This window comes from Staphylococcus sp. HMSC34G04, assembly GCF_001838765.1.
GTDB lineage: Bacteria > Bacillota > Bacilli > Staphylococcales > Staphylococcaceae > Staphylococcus > Staphylococcus epidermidis.
Genome location: NZ_KV838746.1, coordinates 1 through 18243 on the forward strand (window position 1 = coordinate 1; position 18243 = coordinate 18243).

Genomic DNA, 18243 nt, shown 5'->3' on the forward strand with positions numbered 1-18243 from the left:
ATAAATATAGTTTTAAACGAGACTTTAAATTAATATGAATGTGATGATGGTTCAGAATGTCCTCTAAAACAACAATGTATGAACTTCAAATCAAAATCAAATAAAAAAATAATAAAAAAAAGACAATTTCTATATTATTTCAATAGAAATTGTCTTTTTTTATTTATCTTGGAACTTTATGTTCCAGCCTCTTTTTGTTAGTCAAATAACTTTATGCCCCAAACTCTATAGATTGTTATCAAGTATTGTACAAATAATACAATTAGGATCACTAAGACATTAGAATTCTATTTCATTAAGTTATCATTCTAGAACACAAAAATATTTCTAAAATGGCGGTCGGCCTAAAATGTCCTCATTAAATTGTTCTGGTATTAAAATTTTACGCATTATGACTCCTAAATCACCATCATCATTTTCATGTTTAGCGTATATTTCATAACCCCGCTTTTCATAAATGTTTAATAACCAAGGGTGCAAACGTGCTGATGTTCCTAAGGTTACCGCAGCAGCTTTTAAAGTATCGCGTAAAAAGCTCTCCTCTACACATTTTAAAAGTTGACTCCCATACCCTTGTCCATCATATGTTGGTCGTGTTGCAAACCACCAAACGAACGGATAACCTGAAATGGGTTTTACACTACTCCATGAATAACAGACCGTAATCGTTGAAATAATTTCTTTTTCATTTTCAAGTACAAATGTAGTATTTTGTCTTAAATTATCCCTAACCATTTCAAGATCAGCGTGAACTGATGGCCAATCAATACCAAGTTCTCTTAAAGGGGTAAAAGCAACTTGCATGATGCTATGTAATTCTTCAGCATCTTGTTCATGTGCCACCCTAATATTAATATTCGACATATTTTTCACTCCTTAAGTACTGAACATCCACATGAACAATAGATTAAATTTTTTATAAGTGCGAGTCAATAAATGTTTATTATCATTTTTATAAAGTGTCAAGATTCTATTACTGATAAAAAAACCTGGAATATCTGTAAATATCCCAGGTTTATAAACGTATAGAAGCATAAGACAGAATTCTAAATATAATAACTTTATTTTTAAAATCTAAAATAGATTTCGAGTTTGAAGTAGGGCAACGTAACTACAGAACTAAAGCCTCACTCATCTTCTCTATTTCGAGATTTCATCTCTCTAATCTATATATCACTTCAATGATGCAATGATACTTTATAATTTAAACACTTTCAACATGAAGCAAGACATCCATTTCTATCACACTTGAAGATGTCAATATGATAAAAACTAGTGATTAAATCTCAATTACTTAATAGTCCCCTATGGTTGAAGGCTGTCACGTTTACCGTTCAAATATGCATACACTAATCCAATAAAAATGCCTCCACCGATATAGTTTCCAAGGAATGCAAAAACAATATTTTTCAGCACACCCAACCAAGATAATCCATCCATATTAAAGAACATCATACCTGCATATAATCCAGCATTAAAAACAACGTGTTCATAACCCATAAATACAAAGACTATCACTCCACAAGCTATAAAGAATGCTTTGGCTAATCCTTCTTTAAACTGCATTGAAATAAAAATACCGATATTAATAAAGAAATTACAAAATATACCTTTAATCAAAATGTTTAACCAAGTCGATTCTACTGTTTTTTTATGTACTAATGCTGTTAAGCTATCTGTCATTTCTGGCGTCATAACATGTGCATATTTCATTAGGAAAAATAAAATAAATCCACCTAAGATATTACCTATAAAACAGAAAATAAAAATCCATATCATTTTACTTACACTAATTGCTCTATAATACCAACCAACAGTCAGATACATAAAATTACTTGTTAATAATTCAGAGTTGGTTAACACAACTAATACGAGACCTAAACTAAACGCAATAGCTCCCATCAGATTGATTAAACCGTCGTTATGCGTTGAAGCGAATTGTGTTTTAATTGCTAACATAAAAACTGTAACGATTGATAATAGAAACCCAGCCATGATTGCTTTCAACGTATATCTCATGGGTGTTTCTTTTGCCATCACTTGTTTGATTTGTGCCTGACCAACGATATTCTGAATAATAGATTTTGTTGCATAAGTATCTTCAATACTTTTGTTGTTCTTGAACATGTCTTCTCATCCTATCCACATTATTATTCTCACACTTATTATATAAGTAAGAATGACATATGTGTATATTAAATTTTATTTATAGGATATAGAAATTTTAAAAAAAGTTTATATACATAGCATTTTCAATAATTAAACAATATAACTGAAAACTTTATGACATTTCATCAAAGTGTAACGATTTACTCAAATTTTTTCACGTTTCTTTGGTTAGGTATACGATCGAGATGTATGTCACTTTTGATTTAGTAATTTCTCTAACTGATTAAGAGTTGAATTCATACCTTGTTCTACACCCATATCTATCGCTTGCTGGGCAGCACCTTCAGTTGGAAAAGTCGATGTAGATGTTACAGTAGTCTTTCCTTTTACTTCTTCAAAATTCAAAGTAATATGCATACCAGGCATACTTGTGTCTTTTTCCCCTTTTGAGGTAGCAAAATAGTCTAAATACTCTATATAATATGGTGCATCCACTTGCAGATATTCAGCAATAGTATAACTTGTCATCTGAGGCGCTTGAATAGCATAAAAAGCGCTTCCACCTTTCGTAGCATTAAAATTATAAACTGTGACAGATGCGTCTTGAGGATGAAACCATTGTTCAAATAGTTCCCGCTTTGTATAAGCATCAAATACCTTATTAATTGGTGCACTAAAAGTTCTAGTAAAAATAATCTTATTTTTCTTTTTTTCTATCGTCATATATGTACCTCACATTTTAAAAAATCAATTGCCTCTATATTAACAAAAATAATACGCTTAAGATAATTTCATTAATTCTAAAATATCGAAGAAAATTCAGGAAAACATCACGCTTAATTTGTAGTTCTTGTTGCTAAAAACAAATTAAATATGATTAATACACGCCCGTTTTTGATTAGCAAGCGACTGTCAAAATTAAAAAACACCCGAGACAATGATTAGTCTCAGGCATTTTAAATAAATAAAGATTAATATATTAACTAATATTACAGATACTTTCACTTTTCGTTTTCTAGCAACATCTCGTAGTTAGAAAAGTCATATGGATCTTCAACCTTGGTATCATTAACAAACGCTGTAGGTGTTTGCTTGATGTGATTTTTTTTCGCAATTTGTTGATCTTCCTTGGCTTTTTTCCACGAGATGGAACCTTTAGTTTTATAATCAGTCTTTATTTTTTTCTTTGTGTCATCACTGATACTTAATTCATCAATTTGCTTATCAACAAGACGTGTTGTAATCCATTGCTTATGTTCATCTTTTTGTTGATTAAACATTAACTTCTGAAATTCAATTGACTTCTCGGGAGCATAATGATTTACCGCATGCTGCGCTCTTGAACCTACAATTGAATCTTTTCCTAAGAATGCCAAATTCACATATTGATATTTAATTTTGTTTGTATCAATATACTTCTTTTTAAGCTTTGGCATTACGCGATCTTCAGTTTTTTTACAATAAGGGCACTTATAATCACCGTATATTACCACTACAGGTTTGCTATTATTAGAATGCTTTGGAGAGTCCATTGGACCTGAGCAACTGTATAGCAAAACCATACATAAAATCATCAATAATCCGATTAATTTTTTCATCGTTTCTCCTTTTCCTAAAACGATTAATACATATTCTCTTCTTTGTAGTCAGGCTCATGAGATTGGTAGTATGCTTTTGCATTAAAGTCTTTATTATAATATGCTTTTTTATCTTTAAATTCATAAGTATAGTAACGCGCTTCAGCATCATCACTAAGTGGTTTATACTCCAATACAACATATTTTCCTTTGTCAAACACATAAATATTGGCATCTTTTTTATCAAAATGTTTAACTTCATCACCTGAATCGTTTTTGGCAATTTTTTGTTGCTTTTTCTCTTGTAGTTTAACCGCTTTATCTATTTTGTCTGCGTACTCGTGGCTCATGCAACCTGCTAATAATAAAGTTAGTACACTAACCCCGACTAATAACTTCCTCAACATACTCACTCCTACTCACGCTATCTATATCTATGTCATAGAACTTCAAATTAATCTCTTTTTACACTTAACATATCAAACAATGTCAATATATCTTTAGCTCTACGTTTACAATTAGCATGTTATTTAATCTAAGCAATTCTTTCAACTTAAATTTTATCACATTCTCTTTAGAGGTACGATCTTCATTAACTTATTTTTTTATACCTCTTACTTTTTAAATCTATTCTCTTTTAAATAAAACGGCCTCATACGAAAGTATGACACAATTTTTTATGTTATGATGTGTAAGGATGTTTAGGGTTTGGTAATATATATCATGACGATAAAACATGGAAATTGACTTAGAGGTGAAGAAATATAATGAAATTTGTAAATTTAACTTCTGAAGAATTCGAGCAATTTACTTCAGAAAATTTCTCGCATTACACACAATCCAGTATACATTATAATAATAGATCGAAAACAAAAGGTGACGTACATTTAGTGGGAGTTAAAGATGATCAAGAAGATGTCATTGCTGCGTGCTTATTAACAGAGGCACGTTCTCTAAAATTCTTTAAGTATTTCTACACACATAGAGGACCAGTCATGGACTTTAACAATTTAGTTTTAGTTCGCTTCTTTTTTAAATCACTTACTGCTTATTTAAAAAAACACAATTGTTTATATGTACTCGTTGACCCTTATGTATTAGAAAATTTACGTCAACCTAATGGAGAAATCATTGAATCCTTTGATAATCGCGCATTGATTAAAACAATGGAAGAATTAGGCTATAAACACCAAGGATACACTGTAGGTTATGATACAATGAGCCAAATCCGCTGGTTATCAGTACTTAACCTTAAAGATAAATCTGAAGATCAATTATTAAAAGAAATGGATTACCAAACACGTCGAAATATTAAAAAGACTTATGAAATGGGTGTTAAAGTTAAAACATTACCCATTGAAGAAACAGATACATTTTTTGAATTATTCAAAATGGCTGAAGAAAAACATGGCTTTAAATTCCGTGAAGAGCCTTATTTTGTTGAGATGCAAAAAACGTATGAAGATCATGCTATGTTAAAACTTGCTTACATCGATTTACAAGATTATTTAGATACGTTGCAAACTAAACATCAAAACCTTAATCAACAACTAAAAGATGTTGAAAAAACATTAGAAGAAAATCCAAATTCTAAGAAAAATAAAACGAAACATACACAAGTCAAGCAACAATTCGATAGTAATGCGCGTAAAATCAGACAAACTAAAGAGAAAATAGCAGAAGAAGGTCAAGTTCTTCATCTTGCTGCAGCATTATATATATATAATGATCACGAAGTGTATTACTTATCAAGTGGCTCTAATCCTAAATATAATGCTTATATGGGAGCATATCGATTACAATGGGATATGATTCAATTTGCAAAAGAACATAATATCGATAGATATAATTTCTACGGTGTTACCGGAGACTTTAGTGAAAATGCCGAAGATGCTGGCGTTCAAAAATTTAAAGAAGGATTTAACGCTAAAATTTATGAATATATTGGTGATTTTATTAAACCAATTAAACCACTGTTTTATAAAGTTAAACAAGAGTTAGAAAACCGTAGATAATTATTAATTAGCAAATAGGAATCGAATTCTAATCAATTCGATTCCTCCAACCTAGATAAAAAACTAAATATCAATGCACACGAGTTTAAGTCATTGACTTTCTATACACTCAAAGGAGCCTGAGACATTGCAATTAATGTCTCAGGCTCCATTTCTATAATATTACTATTCTATTTTTCATTAATCACATTTAAAAATCGCTGAAGCTCTTCTGTTTTGGGGTGATTAAATATATCTTCAGGCGTACCTTGTTCTGCAATGACGCCCTCATGAATAAAAGCAATTTGATTGGAAACTTCTTTGGCAAAACGCATCTCGTGAGTCACAATGACCATTGTCATCCCTTCGTCAGCCAATTCTTTAATGACTTTTAATACATCATTGACCAATTCAGGATCAAGTGCAGATGTTGGCTCATCAAATAACATCACTTTAGGATTCATAGCTAATGCACGTGCAATTGCGACACGTTGTTGTTGCCCTCCTGATAAAGCATGTGGCCGTTGATCTTTAACATGTACCAATCCAACCTTAGCCAATAAATTCATTGCTTCTTCATTAGCCGTTGCTTTATTCATCTTTTTAACTGTTATAAGACCTTCCATAACGTTTTCTAATGCAGATTTATGTGGAAATAAATTATAATTTTGAAAAACCATTCCTGATTGTTGTCTTACTTTAATTTGAGATTTCTTATCTTTAGCAGTATATGTCATGCCATTGACATATACTGTACCTTCAGTAGGTATCTCTAAAGCATTAATCATTCTAAGTAAAGTCGTTTTACCTGAACCTGAACGTCCAATTAGTGTCACAACTTCACCTTGATTAATTTTCAAGTCAATACCTTTAATCACTTCAGTTTCATTAAAAGACTTATGGATATGAGACAATTCAATCATGAGCGATACCCTCTTTCAATGCGTGATTCATACCATCCTTGGATAATTGAGATGACAAAACATACAACCCAATACATTAAAGCTACTAACAAATAAATAGTTAGATACTCATACGTTGTCGAAGCAACTTCTTGTGCCTTTCTAAACATTTCTGCAACAAGAATAAATCCAAGTAATGATGTATCTTTAATTAAACTTAAAAATGTGTTTCCTAGTGCTGGTATAGATACACGAATGGCTTGTGGTAAGATAATACGTTGCACAGTTTGTCTATAGTTCATACCTATCGAATAAGCCGCTTCTGTTTGCCCTTTAGGAATAGACAATATACCTCCTCGGATAATTTCAGAAGCATAAGCACCAACATTTAAAGATAAACCAATGACTGCAGCAACAACAGGTGCAAGTGTCCATTGATTATCAGCATTGTTAGTTACCAATCTTCCAAGCTCCGGTATACCGTAGAAAATAATAAATAACTGTACAATCATAGGTGTACCACGAATAATTGATACATAGACACGCGCAATACCTCTAAGTAATTTACTGGTTGATATACGCATAAGTGCAGTAAACAATGCAATGATTAAACCTAGAATGAAAGTGACCAAAGTAATAGGGATTGAGTATTTCACCAATCCCTCTAACATTGGACCAAATGCTTGTTTGGCTGCATCTAATGCATGTTGTTGTTCATTATTCAGGTTTAGAAACATCTTGACCAAACCATTTCTTACCAATTTTAGCTAATTCACCATTATCTCTAATTTTTTCTAGGCCTTTATTAAATTTCTCAATCGTTTTTTCATCAACCTTCTTAGAGAATGCAAATGCTGATTTATTTTGTTCTGCATGTCCTTTGATTGCTTTAATTTTCGCGTTAGGCTTTTGTTTTCTGTAATCTAAGTAAGACAAACTGTCGTTAAATGTACCATCTACGCGTTTAGATAATAGTAAGTCCATTGATTGGTTAAATCCATCTACCTTAGTAATGTCTGCACCCTTATCTTTAGCCAATTGACCATAGTTAGACGTAAACGTTTGTGCTAACTTTTTACCTTTTACATCATTGAATGATGTAATACCTTTTTCGTTTTCACGAACAACAAGTACAGCACTTGAATATGTGTAAGGTTCAGAGAATTTATATTTTTTCTCTCTATCTTTATTCACACCCACTTGATTTGCAATAACATCAAAACGACCAGCATCTAACCCTGCAAACATTGAATCCCATGACGTTTCATTAAACTTAAGTTTAAGATTCTCTTCTTTTGCAACGGCTTTAATCACATCAATATCATAACCTGTTAATTGATCTTTTTTATTATGGTAAGTAAAGGGCGCATATGTACCTTCAGTACCAACTCTTAACGTATCCTTGTCTTTACTGCTTGATTGATTATCTTTATTGTTAGATGAATTGTTGCCACAGGCTGCTAAAACAAAAACAAGTGCAACAATGCAAAGTAAAAGTCTTTTCATTTAATCAAACCCCTTATTCTTATTATTCTAATCGGAATAAAAATATTTTATCCCGTTATTACATAATAGTCAATAAAGAGTTACTTGCTAACAAGTGTTCAGAAAGTTCAAACTCTATAAACTATTAGTTTAAATGGTATATACAAATCGTAATAATTACTATTTACAAATAACTTAATTTCTTTCATAATAGTGTTATACAAGGAGGAAGATAAAATGAAACAGAATTTACAAACAGCAAGACGCAACCTCAATAGTCCTAACATCAAAACACGAAAACGTGCTTTAAAAATAATAAAACAGCATCAACGTTCGAAATAAATGTGACAATCGTCAATTATTTTAATTTAATCCACTCAATAACTTAGGTTTCACAAGTTTATCTATCATTTAATTGTTTTAAATATCACTTCACACAAAAAATAAGCCATTCAATGAAATCAATACTGACCATTGAATGGTTTATTTATTATGATATGAAAATGTTCTAAACTATATACATCTTGTTATAAATAATATTTATCCTTAACAACTAAATCATCTGTAAGTTCATATACTAGTGGTGCTCCTGTTTTAATTTCATATCCAACGATATCTTCTTCTGATAAACCTTCTAAATACTTAATTAATGCGCGAATGGAATTTCCGTGGGCCGAAACAAGTACAGTTTTATCATCTAATAAGTGTTGTGAAATATGATCAGTCCAGAACGGAACAACGCGTTCTAATGTATCTTTCAAACTTTCACAATAAGGCATCATACGGTGATCAATATGTTGATAGCGACGATTTTTTAAATATGCTTCTCGTTGTTCTTCACTTTCTCTAGGCGGACGGACATCATATGAGCGTCTCCATTGATGCACCTGATCTTCTCCCCATTTTTTTCTCGCATCATCTTTGTTTAAACCTTGTAAACCACCATAATGTCGTTCATTTAAACGCCAACTTTTATGGACTGGAATCCACTGTTGGTCAGAACCTGCTAAAATATGTTGTGTTGTTTCTAAAGCTCTAGTGAGTAAAGAGGTAAAAGCAATATCAATTTCAATTTGATTGTCGTAAATTTTTTTACCAGCTGATTTCGCCTCTTCAATGCCTTGTTTTGATAGTTTGACATCGGCCCAACCTGTAAATAAATTTTTGGCATTCCATTCACTTTGTCCGTGTCGACATAGTATTAATTGTGGCATAAATCAAAACTTCCTTTCTATAATCTAAATGTAGTTACAATGAATTAACTACAAATCTATTTAAATATCAATCAATGTAGTAATTCCATTAAAATAGCACTAGTAATAAATTGTTTCTTTTTTTCTACCCTTACTTTTATTATATAACTATAATTCTTAATTTCCCAAATGATAATATGGCTATTTTAGTAATTTCCAGGTAATGATTCTGGTTTAAAATAAAAAAGCCAACCACTACCTAATGGTCAGGTAATGATTGACTACTTATATATTTTATTTTACTTCGTCTTTTGTAGTATAGGGTTCTGGATGTACATATACAGACGAAATTCCTTTACTATGTAAATGAATTTCAACTTTATCACAAATCTGATGCGCTTCATAAAGTGAAAGATAAGGATCTACTACAATGGTCACATCAATAAAGATACTACTCCCATGATATCTACCTTTAATATTATTAACATCAATTACATCTTCAACTTCTAATATGTCTAGTCTGTATTCCTCTAAATCTTGTTCATTGAAACCATCACTTAGCGTAAAAATCGACTCTTTAAAAATTCCAAAACCTGTAAACACGATTAATAAACCTAAAATATTTGCCAATATAATATCGATAATTGGAAATCCAATTTGTGTGAACAATAGACCAATGGCAGTGCCAATACTCACTAAACTATCAGATAAATTATCTTTAGCTGCTGATTTTAATGAGCTACTTTTCGTTCTTTTAGATAATCGATAATTAATAGCAAAGACACATAACATCACAAGACCACTGATTATACTTATAATAATAGTAATAAAGTTAGGAATATGTGTATCATGTGTAAACAATCTCGGAAAGTTTTCTATGATAACTTGTATTCCCACAAACATGATAATGAATGATACTAACAACGTGGAAATATTTTCAGATTTTAAGTGCCCATATGGGTGGTTTTGATCAGCAGGTTTAATAGAGATTTTAAGTCCGACGATAACTGCTACTGAAACTAAAATGTCTGTCATGTTATTTAAAGCATCTGCTCTAACTGCCGCCGAATCATAAACATATCCAGTCATATATTTAGCAATTGAAAGTATAATATAGATGACTAAACTAAGATATGCACCTCGTTGCGCTAACTTCAAATTTTCATTTTGAGTCACCTTCACTTACCACCTTTATTTTTTGCTAATATTAGTATGAATTATCAGTTCCACAATGACAACGTTTTTTTATTTCTACATTTTTTATATTCCTCATCTAATAATTTCATTAGATATGCCTAAAAATTACTTTCCTTCAGTTACTTATTTATTCATTTAAAAATAAGCCTTGTACATATATATATATGTAAAGACTTATATACATTAATTTTTTCTAAATAAGAAAAGGTAAATATTTGAAAAAGAAATTCAATTCATCTTAAAGGAAAAAATAGTGCTTGTGAATACATTAAACTTTATCTCTAAGTAACCACTTGGAAAGTATAAATGTCACTGGGATTGTAATGATTAGACCCGCAAAAGGTGCAATTTCTGAAGCGATATTCAACCACTTTACGAATATATATAATAATAACGTTTGCATTCCCATATTGACTATCTGTGTGATAGGAAATCTTAAAAACTTTTCTATTGTAGGTTTTACTTTATATACAAAATAACAATTTAAATAATATGAAATAATAAAACTTACAATAAATCCAACAATGTGACTAACCATATAATTCACATGTAACACCTTTAACAAAAATAAATATGCTATATAGTAGTTAAAGGTATTAATTCCACCAACTATGATAAATTTTATAATTTCATAATGTATTCGGGTTAACTTCATCATATTTCCCCTTTGAACAGTTATTGTTTTGTACCATATGGGACTATTTTAAATGTGATGTCTTTGGGCAAATTATAATAGTGTTTGAAATCTTGAAGTTGTTCCTTTGACTTTGGTGTAGTCATATGAGTATATCGCTCAAATGGTAATCTTTCCAATGTTATTTTCTGATGTCGTTGATGTTGTGTTATTTGTTCTTTAATGACGTCTATTCTGTGCACACTACTAATATGTATAAAAGAAAATCCAATCATCATAATAATGCTGATGATAATCGCAAATATTTTAATTATATATTCTAGTTGTTTAAATAGCACATCACATTGCTGAATTAAACAAAGTAATATCACAATCCATAAAGTATAAATAAAATAAAAATTTCTATAACTTATAGGCGTCACAAATAAAAGTGGCAAAACAGATGAAGCCATAGCTATAAAACTTCCTATCGCAATCATTTTTATGTATCTTTGCTGTATCGTTTTAAACACAACGTATATCACACTCATCATGTAAAGAAAGCAAATCGTTGTATTCAAAACAGCTATAGAAATTGATGATTTATATAATTCAAAATGAAATTGATTGTAAACAAAGATCTTATAAACAGGTAAAATAATTAAACCTAAGAGTAGTGGTATTTTAATATAAGTTCTCATATGCTTCAGGCTTTTATTTTGCTTAAGTAAAACTATACTTACTATTGATATCACAGTAAGAATAATCATTTGATTAATAAACATATATTGTGGTACCAGCTTAAATAACGTCACACCTGCTTTATGTATCATTCCCTGACTATCGGAAATTGAATAATGCGTATTTAATCCATCCTTAATTAAAAAATAATTAAAGTTTAAAAACATTATAATATTACCTATACAACTAAGCATCAATCCTACAATTAAGAAATAACTGAGTCTTTTTTTAACAAAGAAATAGACTACCAATCCTATTAAAATAATTAGGCTATTAGCAATAGAAACATTCTCCAAGAAGAATTGTCCAAACAAACTTACTAATAAAAATACCCATAATTGCATTTCAGAAACTGTATCGTGCGACTCAATTATTTTAACTACCGTAAAAAGAATAAAAAGTGATAGGACTGTAGCAGGTATATAACTAAAAAATCCAGTAAACCACCCGTAAGTTTCGCTATATATTGTATTAGGCACAGTAACCATAAACACGAAACTCAAAATAAAATAAATACGATTCGTATGTAATTGAACCATATAAACAACTAAATAAATAACTAAAAACGAAGTTATCGCATATATCAAAGCTCTTAATATGACATTATGTACGGCTACCCATTCAAATAAATGTCCTAAATAACGACCATTTTCTTGAGTCAAATATTGGCTTAGATTAACTTTATATGCATGCCAATCCGTAGTTGATAATGGCGTTAAAATTGCCATTATAAGATAAAAAATAAAAATTCCTATTAACCAAAAAAATGATTCATATTGTTTTAAGTAATTCATTGTTGACCTCTCTGTTCTTCATGATGTAATTCAAAACTAATATTTAAACGATTATCATGTTTATTCTCTTTTTTATGTGATTCATTCAGTTATCTGCTCAAATTATATAGGCATTTATTGAAGCTATAATCATATTAATATATACATATTGCTCATCACCAATTTTATATTCTTATTATTATACAATTCACGTATGATTTCCATTTTAATTATCAAGATTTCTTTAGTTTAATTTCATTTTTGGATAGAATAAATATAAACCAATTGTTTAGGAAGTGATATAAATGTCACCATATAAAGTTATCATTGCACCTGATTCTTTTAAAGAAAGTATGTCAGCGAAGGAAGCTGCTTTAGCTATTAAAGAAGGATTCCAAGAGGTGTTCGATTCTAGTACAATATATGACATTATTCCTATGGCTGATGGTGGCGAAGGAACTACCGAAGTATTGAAAGAAGCCTTAAATGCTACCTCTTATTGTGTAGAAGTAAAAGATCCACTTAATAGAAATATCATGGCAAGTTATGCGAGAAGCGATGAACACCGTACAGCAATCATTGAAATGGCAGCTGCTTCAGGACTAGCATTATTGAGTAAAGATGAAAGAAATCCATCTATTACAACTTCGTACGGTACCGGCCAACTCATTAATGATGCACTTAATCACGGTGTTAATAAAATTATTTTAGGAATAGGAGGAAGTGCTACGAATGATGGCGGTGTAGGAATGTTAAAGGCTTTAGGTGTCTCTTTTAAAGATAAAAACAATCAAGAAATTCGCGATGGAGGTTTAGCCCTATCTCAAATAGAATACATTGATATTACTCGTATAAACCCACGATTGAAAAATGTGAATATTAAAGTAGCCTGTGATGTAACTAATCCATTATTAGGAGATAATGGAGCAACAATAGTTTATGGTCCACAAAAAGGTGCTCAGCAAAAGATGATACCAAAGTTGGATTCAGCATTACGTCACTATCATGATAAAATTGAAAGAGAATTAAATGTGAATGTAAAAGATATCCCAGGCGCTGGTGCTGCAGGAGGTATGGGAACAGCATTAATTGCGTTTCTAAACGCTGAATTACGTCCTGGAATTGATGTAGTTCTTGAAGAGACTCAATTTAAACAAAGAATAAAAGATGCGAATTTAGTTGTTACTGGCGAAGGTAAAATGGATAAACAAACAATCTATGGCAAAACACCTATTGGCGTAGCCAAAGTTGCAAAATCATATGATATACCCGTCATTGCTATTTGTGGTAGTCTAGGAAAAGATTACGAAGCAATTTATCACCACGGTATCGATAGCGTGTTTAGTATCATGGAACGTCCATGTCACATTGACGAAGCTTTGAAAGAAGCCGAAATTCATATTAAACATACAACAGCAAATATCGCACGACTTTTACAATTAAAAATAAAAAATGATTGAGTATAATTATTAAATGAGGTGACAATATGAAACGAACAGATAAATATAGAGATTCATACAAATATGATGACCAATATCAAAATCATCGTAAACGTTCAGAAGAAGATATGTATCGTCAACATCAAGAGTCGCAACAGAGAGCAAATTCAAATCGTGCAATACAAAGTAAAAATGAAAGAGAGTATGAAAATCATCCTGAACGTTATTACAATGGAAGAGACTATCGACGTGAGCAACAATTAGAAGAGGAAAATGAAAAATCAAGCAAAACTAAAAAATGGCTGATTGCAATCATAGTCATTTTACTCATTATAGTAGCTATCTTTATCACGCGTGCAATTATCAATCATAATAATGATAAAGTAAGTAATGACCCTAACGTTTCACAAAACTATAAAAAAGAAGTTGAAAATCAAAACGACGATATAAACCGACAAGTTGATTCAGCCAAAAGCGATATTAAAAATAAAAAGGACACCCAATCCCAAATTGATAAACTACAAAATCAAATTGATCAATTAAAACAAAATGAAGAAACCAATGCGGATTCTAAATTCACAAAATTTTATCAAAACCAAATCGACAAACTGAAAAATGCAAATAACGCGCAACTTAATAACGAAAATCAAAGTAAAGTTAACAACATGCTTGAAGACATCAATACAAAATTTGATAGTATTAAAGCTAAACTAGAAAATATCTTGAATGGATCAAATTCAGGAAACTAAAGGCATGACACTTCAAACTAAATATCTACAAAACCTTAAGAATCTGGGACATAGATACTTGTCTCGGGTTCTTTTTTATCAAAGACACTCGGTGATTGAATGACGTATATTTACCAATTTTTTCTTTGAACATTATTACGTTGACAAAACTATCAATGCCTATTGGGTAATACTCTGCTTTTTTATTTGTGTATGCTGATTACTTTTTTATGTAAAACGTATATAATAGATGCTATAACTTTTCTAGGAGGATAATGATGATGACTACAAGTTCCAAACACTTATCTAAAATATTGATTGTTATACTTGGCGTTATGACTGCATTTGGTCCTTTGACTATTGATATGTACGGACCATCTTTACCTAAAGTTCAGCATGCGTTTGGTTCATCAATTTCAGAAATACAACTTACATTATCCTTTGCTATGATAGGTTTAGCTATTGGTCAATTTGTATTCGGGCCACTATCAGATGTATTAGGTCGTAAAAAAATGGCACTCATTTTATTGATTGGATATTTAATAGCCTCATTATTATCAGTGTTTACAGTTCATTTAACAATATTTTTAATTATCCGTTTAATTCAAGGTTTAGCAGGAGGTGGTGCAATCGTCATAGCCAAAGCTTCTATTGGAGATAATTATGACGGAGACGAATTAGCAAAATTTTTAACTTCTCTTATGGTCATAAATGGTATAATCACCATTATTGCTCCACTGTTAGGTGGTCTCGCTTTATCTATTGCGAGTTGGAGAATGATTTTTATATTTTTAACAATCATTACCTTAATAGTCATCTTAGGCATCTTATTAAAGATGCCAGTTGGGCTACATCAAGAACAATCTCAATTAAAATTTAAAGCAATATTTAAAGATTTTGGTCTATTATTAACAAGACCCACCTTCGTTATTCCGATGCTATTGCAAGGATTAACTTATGTCATGTTATTCAGTTATTCGTCAGCCGCACCTTTTATTTCACAAAAGATGTATCATATGAAACCACTTCAATATAGTACAATGTTTGCTATTAATGGAGTTGGTTTGATAGTCGTTAGTCAGATAACTGCTATTATAGTAGAAAAGATAAGCCGATATACGATGCTCATATATTTAACAATCATTCAAATGTTAGGTGTTGTAATTTTAATATTTACTTTAACATTACATCTTCCATTGTATGTTTTACTTATTGGCTTTTTTATTAATATATGTCCAGTCACTTCTATAGCACCACTTTGTTTTTCTATGGCAATGGCTGAACGCACAGGTGGAAGCGGCAATGCTTCAAGTTTACTTGGCCTATTCCAATTTATTTTAGGAGGCCTCATTTCTCCCCTAGTTGGTTTGAACGGTCAACATGATATGTCTCCGTATCTAATTATTATTAGTGCGACAGCTGTTTTACTTATCGCATTACAAATTATATATTTCAAATTATTTATGAAAAAAACATAGTTATTCGTAAATCAAAATATAGGAGTGAACTGACAATGTAGTATAATTAAGTGCCACTCCTATTTTCTATTTTAATAGTACCCATAGACTTGTAATTCTAAATTTACGTTTTGTAGTGTTTTAATGAACGTTCCTATTTTTATTTCAATTTTCATTCACTTTACAATTTTAATACTAATTCATCCCTTTCTACTCCGAATATCTGATGAAAACGCTCATTTCAAGTTTGTCTAAATCAATTTTGTATACTAAATAAATCGCACGTTATATAATATGCTTTATCAAAGTTATTAGAGGATACATTTTATGAAGATAATTTTACCAGTAAAACCTATAAGTCAGCTATTCCCTATCCCTTTTGTTATGGGGTGTGAGGGAGTATCCGCAGCGATGCTATTACAATTTAATCATTACGATATTAAAGCAACACAAATTATGAGTCACTGGCCTAAACATCCGACCAATCCCTATAAAGGCTATGTTGGTCATCCTTTGTTAGTTAAATTTGGTCATCATCAAACAATATTTCCTGATGCTTTTGCGCCATTTCTTAAACAATATGATTCTCGAATTGTAGATGGTACAGGTACATCATTAAATCAACTTGAAAAATTTATCGACAAAGGTCAGCCGGTCATCATTTATCATACTAGTTTAGGTTCCAAACCGCTTCGACGTGTATTTCATTTCGACAATCAACCAACAAAACTAGTCTCAAATATTCACGTTACTTTATTAATAGGGTACGATGATGACTATTATTATTATATTGATCCGTTATGGAGTCGTTTAACAAAATTTGTTATTTTCCCATCTATTATTCCTAACTCTAAACAAATCATCAAAATTAAAAAGCGCACTTTGGAAAATAGTTATAATGCCCCAGGAAGAAAATGCATATATATCGATAATTAATAATAAAGCCTCTAGAGACTGTTTAATTTCAGTTTCTAGAGGCTTTATTATATAAGTTGATACTAAATATCAAAATCGACTAAAGCATGATTTATTTCATATGTTATATCGTCTGTCATCCATTGTCTTTGATATCCTAAGCACGGACATATATATATTATGTTGTTTTCAACAAGTTTTTTTCTAAAATGAACATGCCCCATTACACTAAATCGAATAGGATAATTTTTATAAATAGTATCAAAATCACGAGTACCAATAAATGCATTAAAAAAGTCAAAAATACGATGAGGCGTTGGTACTACGAATTGAGGATGTGTTACAACGTGCGTAACTAGTATAATTTGACGTGGACTTACATTGTTAATGTCTTTTTCAACCTCTTGAGCAGCTAAGAGGGATAGTTGCGGGTCTGATAATGACCAATCTGTTCTTACTTTATCTTGCCAAGTTGCACCATAATGTTTACCACTTGCTATTTTCTGCTGAGAAAAACGATGATCTGCATAGCTATAATCATACCAACCGACATGGCCTACAATTGCATATTGATCATGAATAATGATTGGATTGCCTATTAAGCATTCCTTTTTTGAACGAAAGAATGATAGTATTTCTGTTGAAGTTTTATCTACTTGGTCAGACCACAAATCATGGTTCCCAGGAACAAAATAAGTAGGTATCCCACTTAATTCTTGAATGCTTTGAATAAATTTGTAACTTATCCGATAGTCATTAGATATATCCCCTGCTATGATAAGTAACTCAATAGACCTTTGTTTAATCACCTGACAAAGCTTTTCTAAATATATTTCAGGATTTAAGTGTGGATGACGGTCAATGTGTAGGTCAGAAATAGTACCTATTTTCATCTTCTCAATCCTCATTTCTCTTTATAATAACTTACATTATTACATAGAGATAAATGAAAGTTAATTCATGTGATTAATTATCATTATACTTGCTATTTGTAAAATAATGTCTATAATTAAGCATAATTTTTAATATAAACTTTTCTTTCATTGTATTTCATAATTTTTTATTACAAGGTTATAACTATTAATTTAAGATACCATATTAATACATATATCCACTTATA

At 30.8% G+C, this 18243-nt stretch carries 19 protein-coding genes; 6 read left to right on the plus strand and 13 right to left on the minus strand.

Going from position 1 to position 18243, the window contains the following annotated elements:
- Positions 1-327: 327 nt before the first annotated feature.
- The 5 genes from HMPREF3241_RS08805 to HMPREF3241_RS08825 all read right to left on the minus strand — a co-directional run bounded on the left by HMPREF3241_RS08805 (position 328) and on the right by HMPREF3241_RS08825 (position 4093).
- Positions 328-864 carry a GNAT family N-acetyltransferase gene (locus HMPREF3241_RS08805; protein ID WP_070846120.1) on the minus strand — a complete coding sequence of 179 codons (537 nt, stop codon included), beginning with the start codon at positions 862-864 and terminating at the stop codon, positions 328-330.
- Between the two features lie 441 nt (positions 865-1305).
- Positions 1306-2127, minus strand: a complete 822-nt coding sequence (locus HMPREF3241_RS08810; protein ID WP_070846118.1) for a formate/nitrite transporter family protein — start codon at positions 2125-2127, stop codon at positions 1306-1308.
- A 234-nt stretch (positions 2128-2361) separates the two neighbouring features.
- The gene (locus tag HMPREF3241_RS08815; protein ID WP_002447189.1) at positions 2362-2832 is read right to left on the minus strand and encodes an SRPBCC family protein; all 471 of its coding nucleotides are present in this window, start codon (positions 2830-2832) and stop codon (positions 2362-2364) included.
- 278 nt (positions 2833-3110) lie between these two features.
- Positions 3111-3707: a DsbA family protein gene (locus HMPREF3241_RS08820; protein WP_070853606.1), complete on the minus strand. Its 597-nt coding sequence runs from the start codon at positions 3705-3707 to the stop codon at positions 3111-3113.
- 23 nt (positions 3708-3730) lie between these two features.
- Positions 3731-4093 carry a DUF4467 domain-containing protein gene (locus HMPREF3241_RS08825; RefSeq protein WP_002447187.1) on the minus strand — a complete coding sequence of 121 codons (363 nt, stop codon included), beginning with the start codon at positions 4091-4093 and terminating at the stop codon, positions 3731-3733.
- A gap of 360 nt (positions 4094-4453) precedes the next feature.
- On the opposite strand from HMPREF3241_RS08825, the gene HMPREF3241_RS08830 reads away from it, so the two are divergent.
- Positions 4454-5701 (plus strand): aminoacyltransferase, encoded by a 1248-nt coding sequence (locus HMPREF3241_RS08830; RefSeq protein WP_002447186.1) that lies wholly within the window; start codon positions 4454-4456, stop codon positions 5699-5701.
- A 170-nt stretch (positions 5702-5871) separates the two neighbouring features.
- Here the strand turns inward: HMPREF3241_RS08830 and HMPREF3241_RS08835 are convergent, their stop codons facing one another.
- The 3 genes from HMPREF3241_RS08835 to HMPREF3241_RS08845 are packed head-to-tail and all read right to left on the minus strand — an operon-like array spanning position 5872 to position 8088.
- Entirely contained in the window at positions 5872-6603 is a 732-nt protein-coding gene (locus HMPREF3241_RS08835) for an amino acid ABC transporter ATP-binding protein (RefSeq protein ID WP_002447185.1), read from the minus strand.
- Positions 6600-7319 carry an amino acid ABC transporter permease gene (locus tag HMPREF3241_RS08840; RefSeq protein WP_002447184.1) on the minus strand — a complete coding sequence of 240 codons (720 nt, stop codon included), beginning with the start codon at positions 7317-7319 and terminating at the stop codon, positions 6600-6602. The genes HMPREF3241_RS08835 and HMPREF3241_RS08840 overlap by 4 nt, the downstream gene beginning before the upstream one ends.
- On the minus strand, positions 7300-8088 hold the full coding sequence (locus HMPREF3241_RS08845) for a transporter substrate-binding domain-containing protein (protein WP_002447183.1): 789 nt from the start codon (positions 8086-8088) through the stop codon (positions 7300-7302). Before HMPREF3241_RS08845 ends, HMPREF3241_RS08840 begins: the two co-directional genes overlap by 20 nt.
- A gap of 216 nt (positions 8089-8304) precedes the next feature.
- On the opposite strand from HMPREF3241_RS08845, the gene HMPREF3241_RS12390 reads away from it, so the two are divergent.
- A complete protein-coding gene (locus HMPREF3241_RS12390; RefSeq protein WP_002438284.1) occupies positions 8305-8409 on the plus strand; it encodes a putative metal homeostasis protein in 105 nt (34 codons plus the stop codon).
- Positions 8410-8594: 185 nt separating this feature from the next.
- On the opposite strand, the gene HMPREF3241_RS08850 is transcribed toward HMPREF3241_RS12390, so the two are convergent.
- The 4 genes from HMPREF3241_RS08850 to HMPREF3241_RS08865 all read right to left on the minus strand — a co-directional run bounded on the left by HMPREF3241_RS08850 (position 8595) and on the right by HMPREF3241_RS08865 (position 12605).
- Entirely contained in the window at positions 8595-9281 is a 687-nt protein-coding gene (locus HMPREF3241_RS08850; protein ID WP_002447182.1) for a 2,3-diphosphoglycerate-dependent phosphoglycerate mutase, read from the minus strand.
- 273 nt (positions 9282-9554) lie between these two features.
- Positions 9555-10436: a cation diffusion facilitator family transporter gene (locus HMPREF3241_RS08855; RefSeq protein ID WP_002490647.1), complete on the minus strand. Its 882-nt coding sequence runs from the start codon at positions 10434-10436 to the stop codon at positions 9555-9557.
- A 289-nt stretch (positions 10437-10725) separates the two neighbouring features.
- Entirely contained in the window at positions 10726-11112 is a 387-nt protein-coding gene (locus HMPREF3241_RS08860; RefSeq protein WP_002495945.1) for a GtrA family protein, read from the minus strand.
- A gap of 20 nt (positions 11113-11132) precedes the next feature.
- A complete protein-coding gene (locus HMPREF3241_RS08865) occupies positions 11133-12605 on the minus strand; it encodes a hypothetical protein (RefSeq protein WP_002499883.1) in 1473 nt (490 codons plus the stop codon).
- A 284-nt stretch (positions 12606-12889) separates the two neighbouring features.
- Between HMPREF3241_RS08865 and HMPREF3241_RS08870 the strand changes: the two genes are divergently transcribed.
- From HMPREF3241_RS08870 to HMPREF3241_RS08885, 4 genes are all read left to right on the plus strand, one after another.
- Positions 12890-14044 carry a glycerate kinase gene (locus tag HMPREF3241_RS08870; protein ID WP_002499884.1) on the plus strand — a complete coding sequence of 385 codons (1155 nt, stop codon included), beginning with the start codon at positions 12890-12892 and terminating at the stop codon, positions 14042-14044.
- A 26-nt stretch (positions 14045-14070) separates the two neighbouring features.
- Positions 14071-14772: a membrane protein gene (locus tag HMPREF3241_RS08875; RefSeq protein WP_002456653.1), complete on the plus strand. Its 702-nt coding sequence runs from the start codon at positions 14071-14073 to the stop codon at positions 14770-14772.
- Positions 14773-15029: 257 nt separating this feature from the next.
- Positions 15030-16229, plus strand: coding sequence for a putative multidrug effflux MFS transporter TcaB (locus HMPREF3241_RS08880; RefSeq protein WP_070853607.1), 1200 nt, complete (start codon positions 15030-15032; stop codon positions 16227-16229).
- Between the two features lie 306 nt (positions 16230-16535).
- Entirely contained in the window at positions 16536-17144 is a 609-nt protein-coding gene (locus tag HMPREF3241_RS08885; protein WP_002447176.1) for a C39 family peptidase, read from the plus strand.
- A 62-nt stretch (positions 17145-17206) separates the two neighbouring features.
- On the opposite strand, the gene HMPREF3241_RS08890 is transcribed toward HMPREF3241_RS08885, so the two are convergent.
- A complete protein-coding gene (locus HMPREF3241_RS08890; RefSeq protein ID WP_070853608.1) occupies positions 17207-18016 on the minus strand; it encodes a metallophosphoesterase in 810 nt (269 codons plus the stop codon).
- Positions 18017-18243: the final 227 nt, after the last annotated feature.

Bases quoted from the DNA above. Each gene is read 5' to 3' on its own strand.
- HMPREF3241_RS08805 (WP_070846120.1), bottom strand. From the start codon at position 864: ATGTCGAATATTAATATTAGGGTGGCACATGAACAAGATGCTGAAGAA.
- HMPREF3241_RS08810 (WP_070846118.1), bottom strand. From the start codon at position 2,127: ATGTTCAAGAACAACAAAAGTATTGAAGATACTTATGCAACAAAATCT.
- HMPREF3241_RS08815 (WP_002447189.1), bottom strand. From the start codon at position 2,832: ATGACGATAGAAAAAAAGAAAAATAAGATTATTTTTACTAGAACTTTT.
- HMPREF3241_RS08820 (WP_070853606.1), bottom strand. From the start codon at position 3,707: ATGAAAAAATTAATCGGATTATTGATGATTTTATGTATGGTTTTGCTA.
- HMPREF3241_RS08825 (WP_002447187.1), bottom strand. From the start codon at position 4,093: ATGTTGAGGAAGTTATTAGTCGGGGTTAGTGTACTAACTTTATTATTA.
- HMPREF3241_RS08830 (WP_002447186.1), top strand. From the start codon at position 4,454: ATGAAATTTGTAAATTTAACTTCTGAAGAATTCGAGCAATTTACTTCA.
- HMPREF3241_RS08835 (WP_002447185.1), bottom strand. From the start codon at position 6,603: ATGATTGAATTGTCTCATATCCATAAGTCTTTTAATGAAACTGAAGTG.
- HMPREF3241_RS08840 (WP_002447184.1), bottom strand. From the start codon at position 7,319: ATGTTTCTAAACCTGAATAATGAACAACAACATGCATTAGATGCAGCC.
- HMPREF3241_RS08845 (WP_002447183.1), bottom strand. From the start codon at position 8,088: ATGAAAAGACTTTTACTTTGCATTGTTGCACTTGTTTTTGTTTTAGCA.
- HMPREF3241_RS12390 (WP_002438284.1), top strand. From the start codon at position 8,305: ATGAAACAGAATTTACAAACAGCAAGACGCAACCTCAATAGTCCTAAC.
- HMPREF3241_RS08850 (WP_002447182.1), bottom strand. From the start codon at position 9,281: ATGCCACAATTAATACTATGTCGACACGGACAAAGTGAATGGAATGCC.
- HMPREF3241_RS08860 (WP_002495945.1), bottom strand. From the start codon at position 11,112: ATGAAGTTAACCCGAATACATTATGAAATTATAAAATTTATCATAGTT.
- HMPREF3241_RS08865 (WP_002499883.1), bottom strand. From the start codon at position 12,605: ATGAATTACTTAAAACAATATGAATCATTTTTTTGGTTAATAGGAATT.
- HMPREF3241_RS08870 (WP_002499884.1), top strand. From the start codon at position 12,890: ATGTCACCATATAAAGTTATCATTGCACCTGATTCTTTTAAAGAAAGT.
- HMPREF3241_RS08875 (WP_002456653.1), top strand. From the start codon at position 14,071: ATGAAACGAACAGATAAATATAGAGATTCATACAAATATGATGACCAA.
- HMPREF3241_RS08880 (WP_070853607.1), top strand. From the start codon at position 15,030: ATGATGACTACAAGTTCCAAACACTTATCTAAAATATTGATTGTTATA.
- HMPREF3241_RS08885 (WP_002447176.1), top strand. From the start codon at position 16,536: ATGAAGATAATTTTACCAGTAAAACCTATAAGTCAGCTATTCCCTATC.
- HMPREF3241_RS08890 (WP_070853608.1), bottom strand. From the start codon at position 18,016: ATGAAAATAGGTACTATTTCTGACCTACACATTGACCGTCATCCACAC.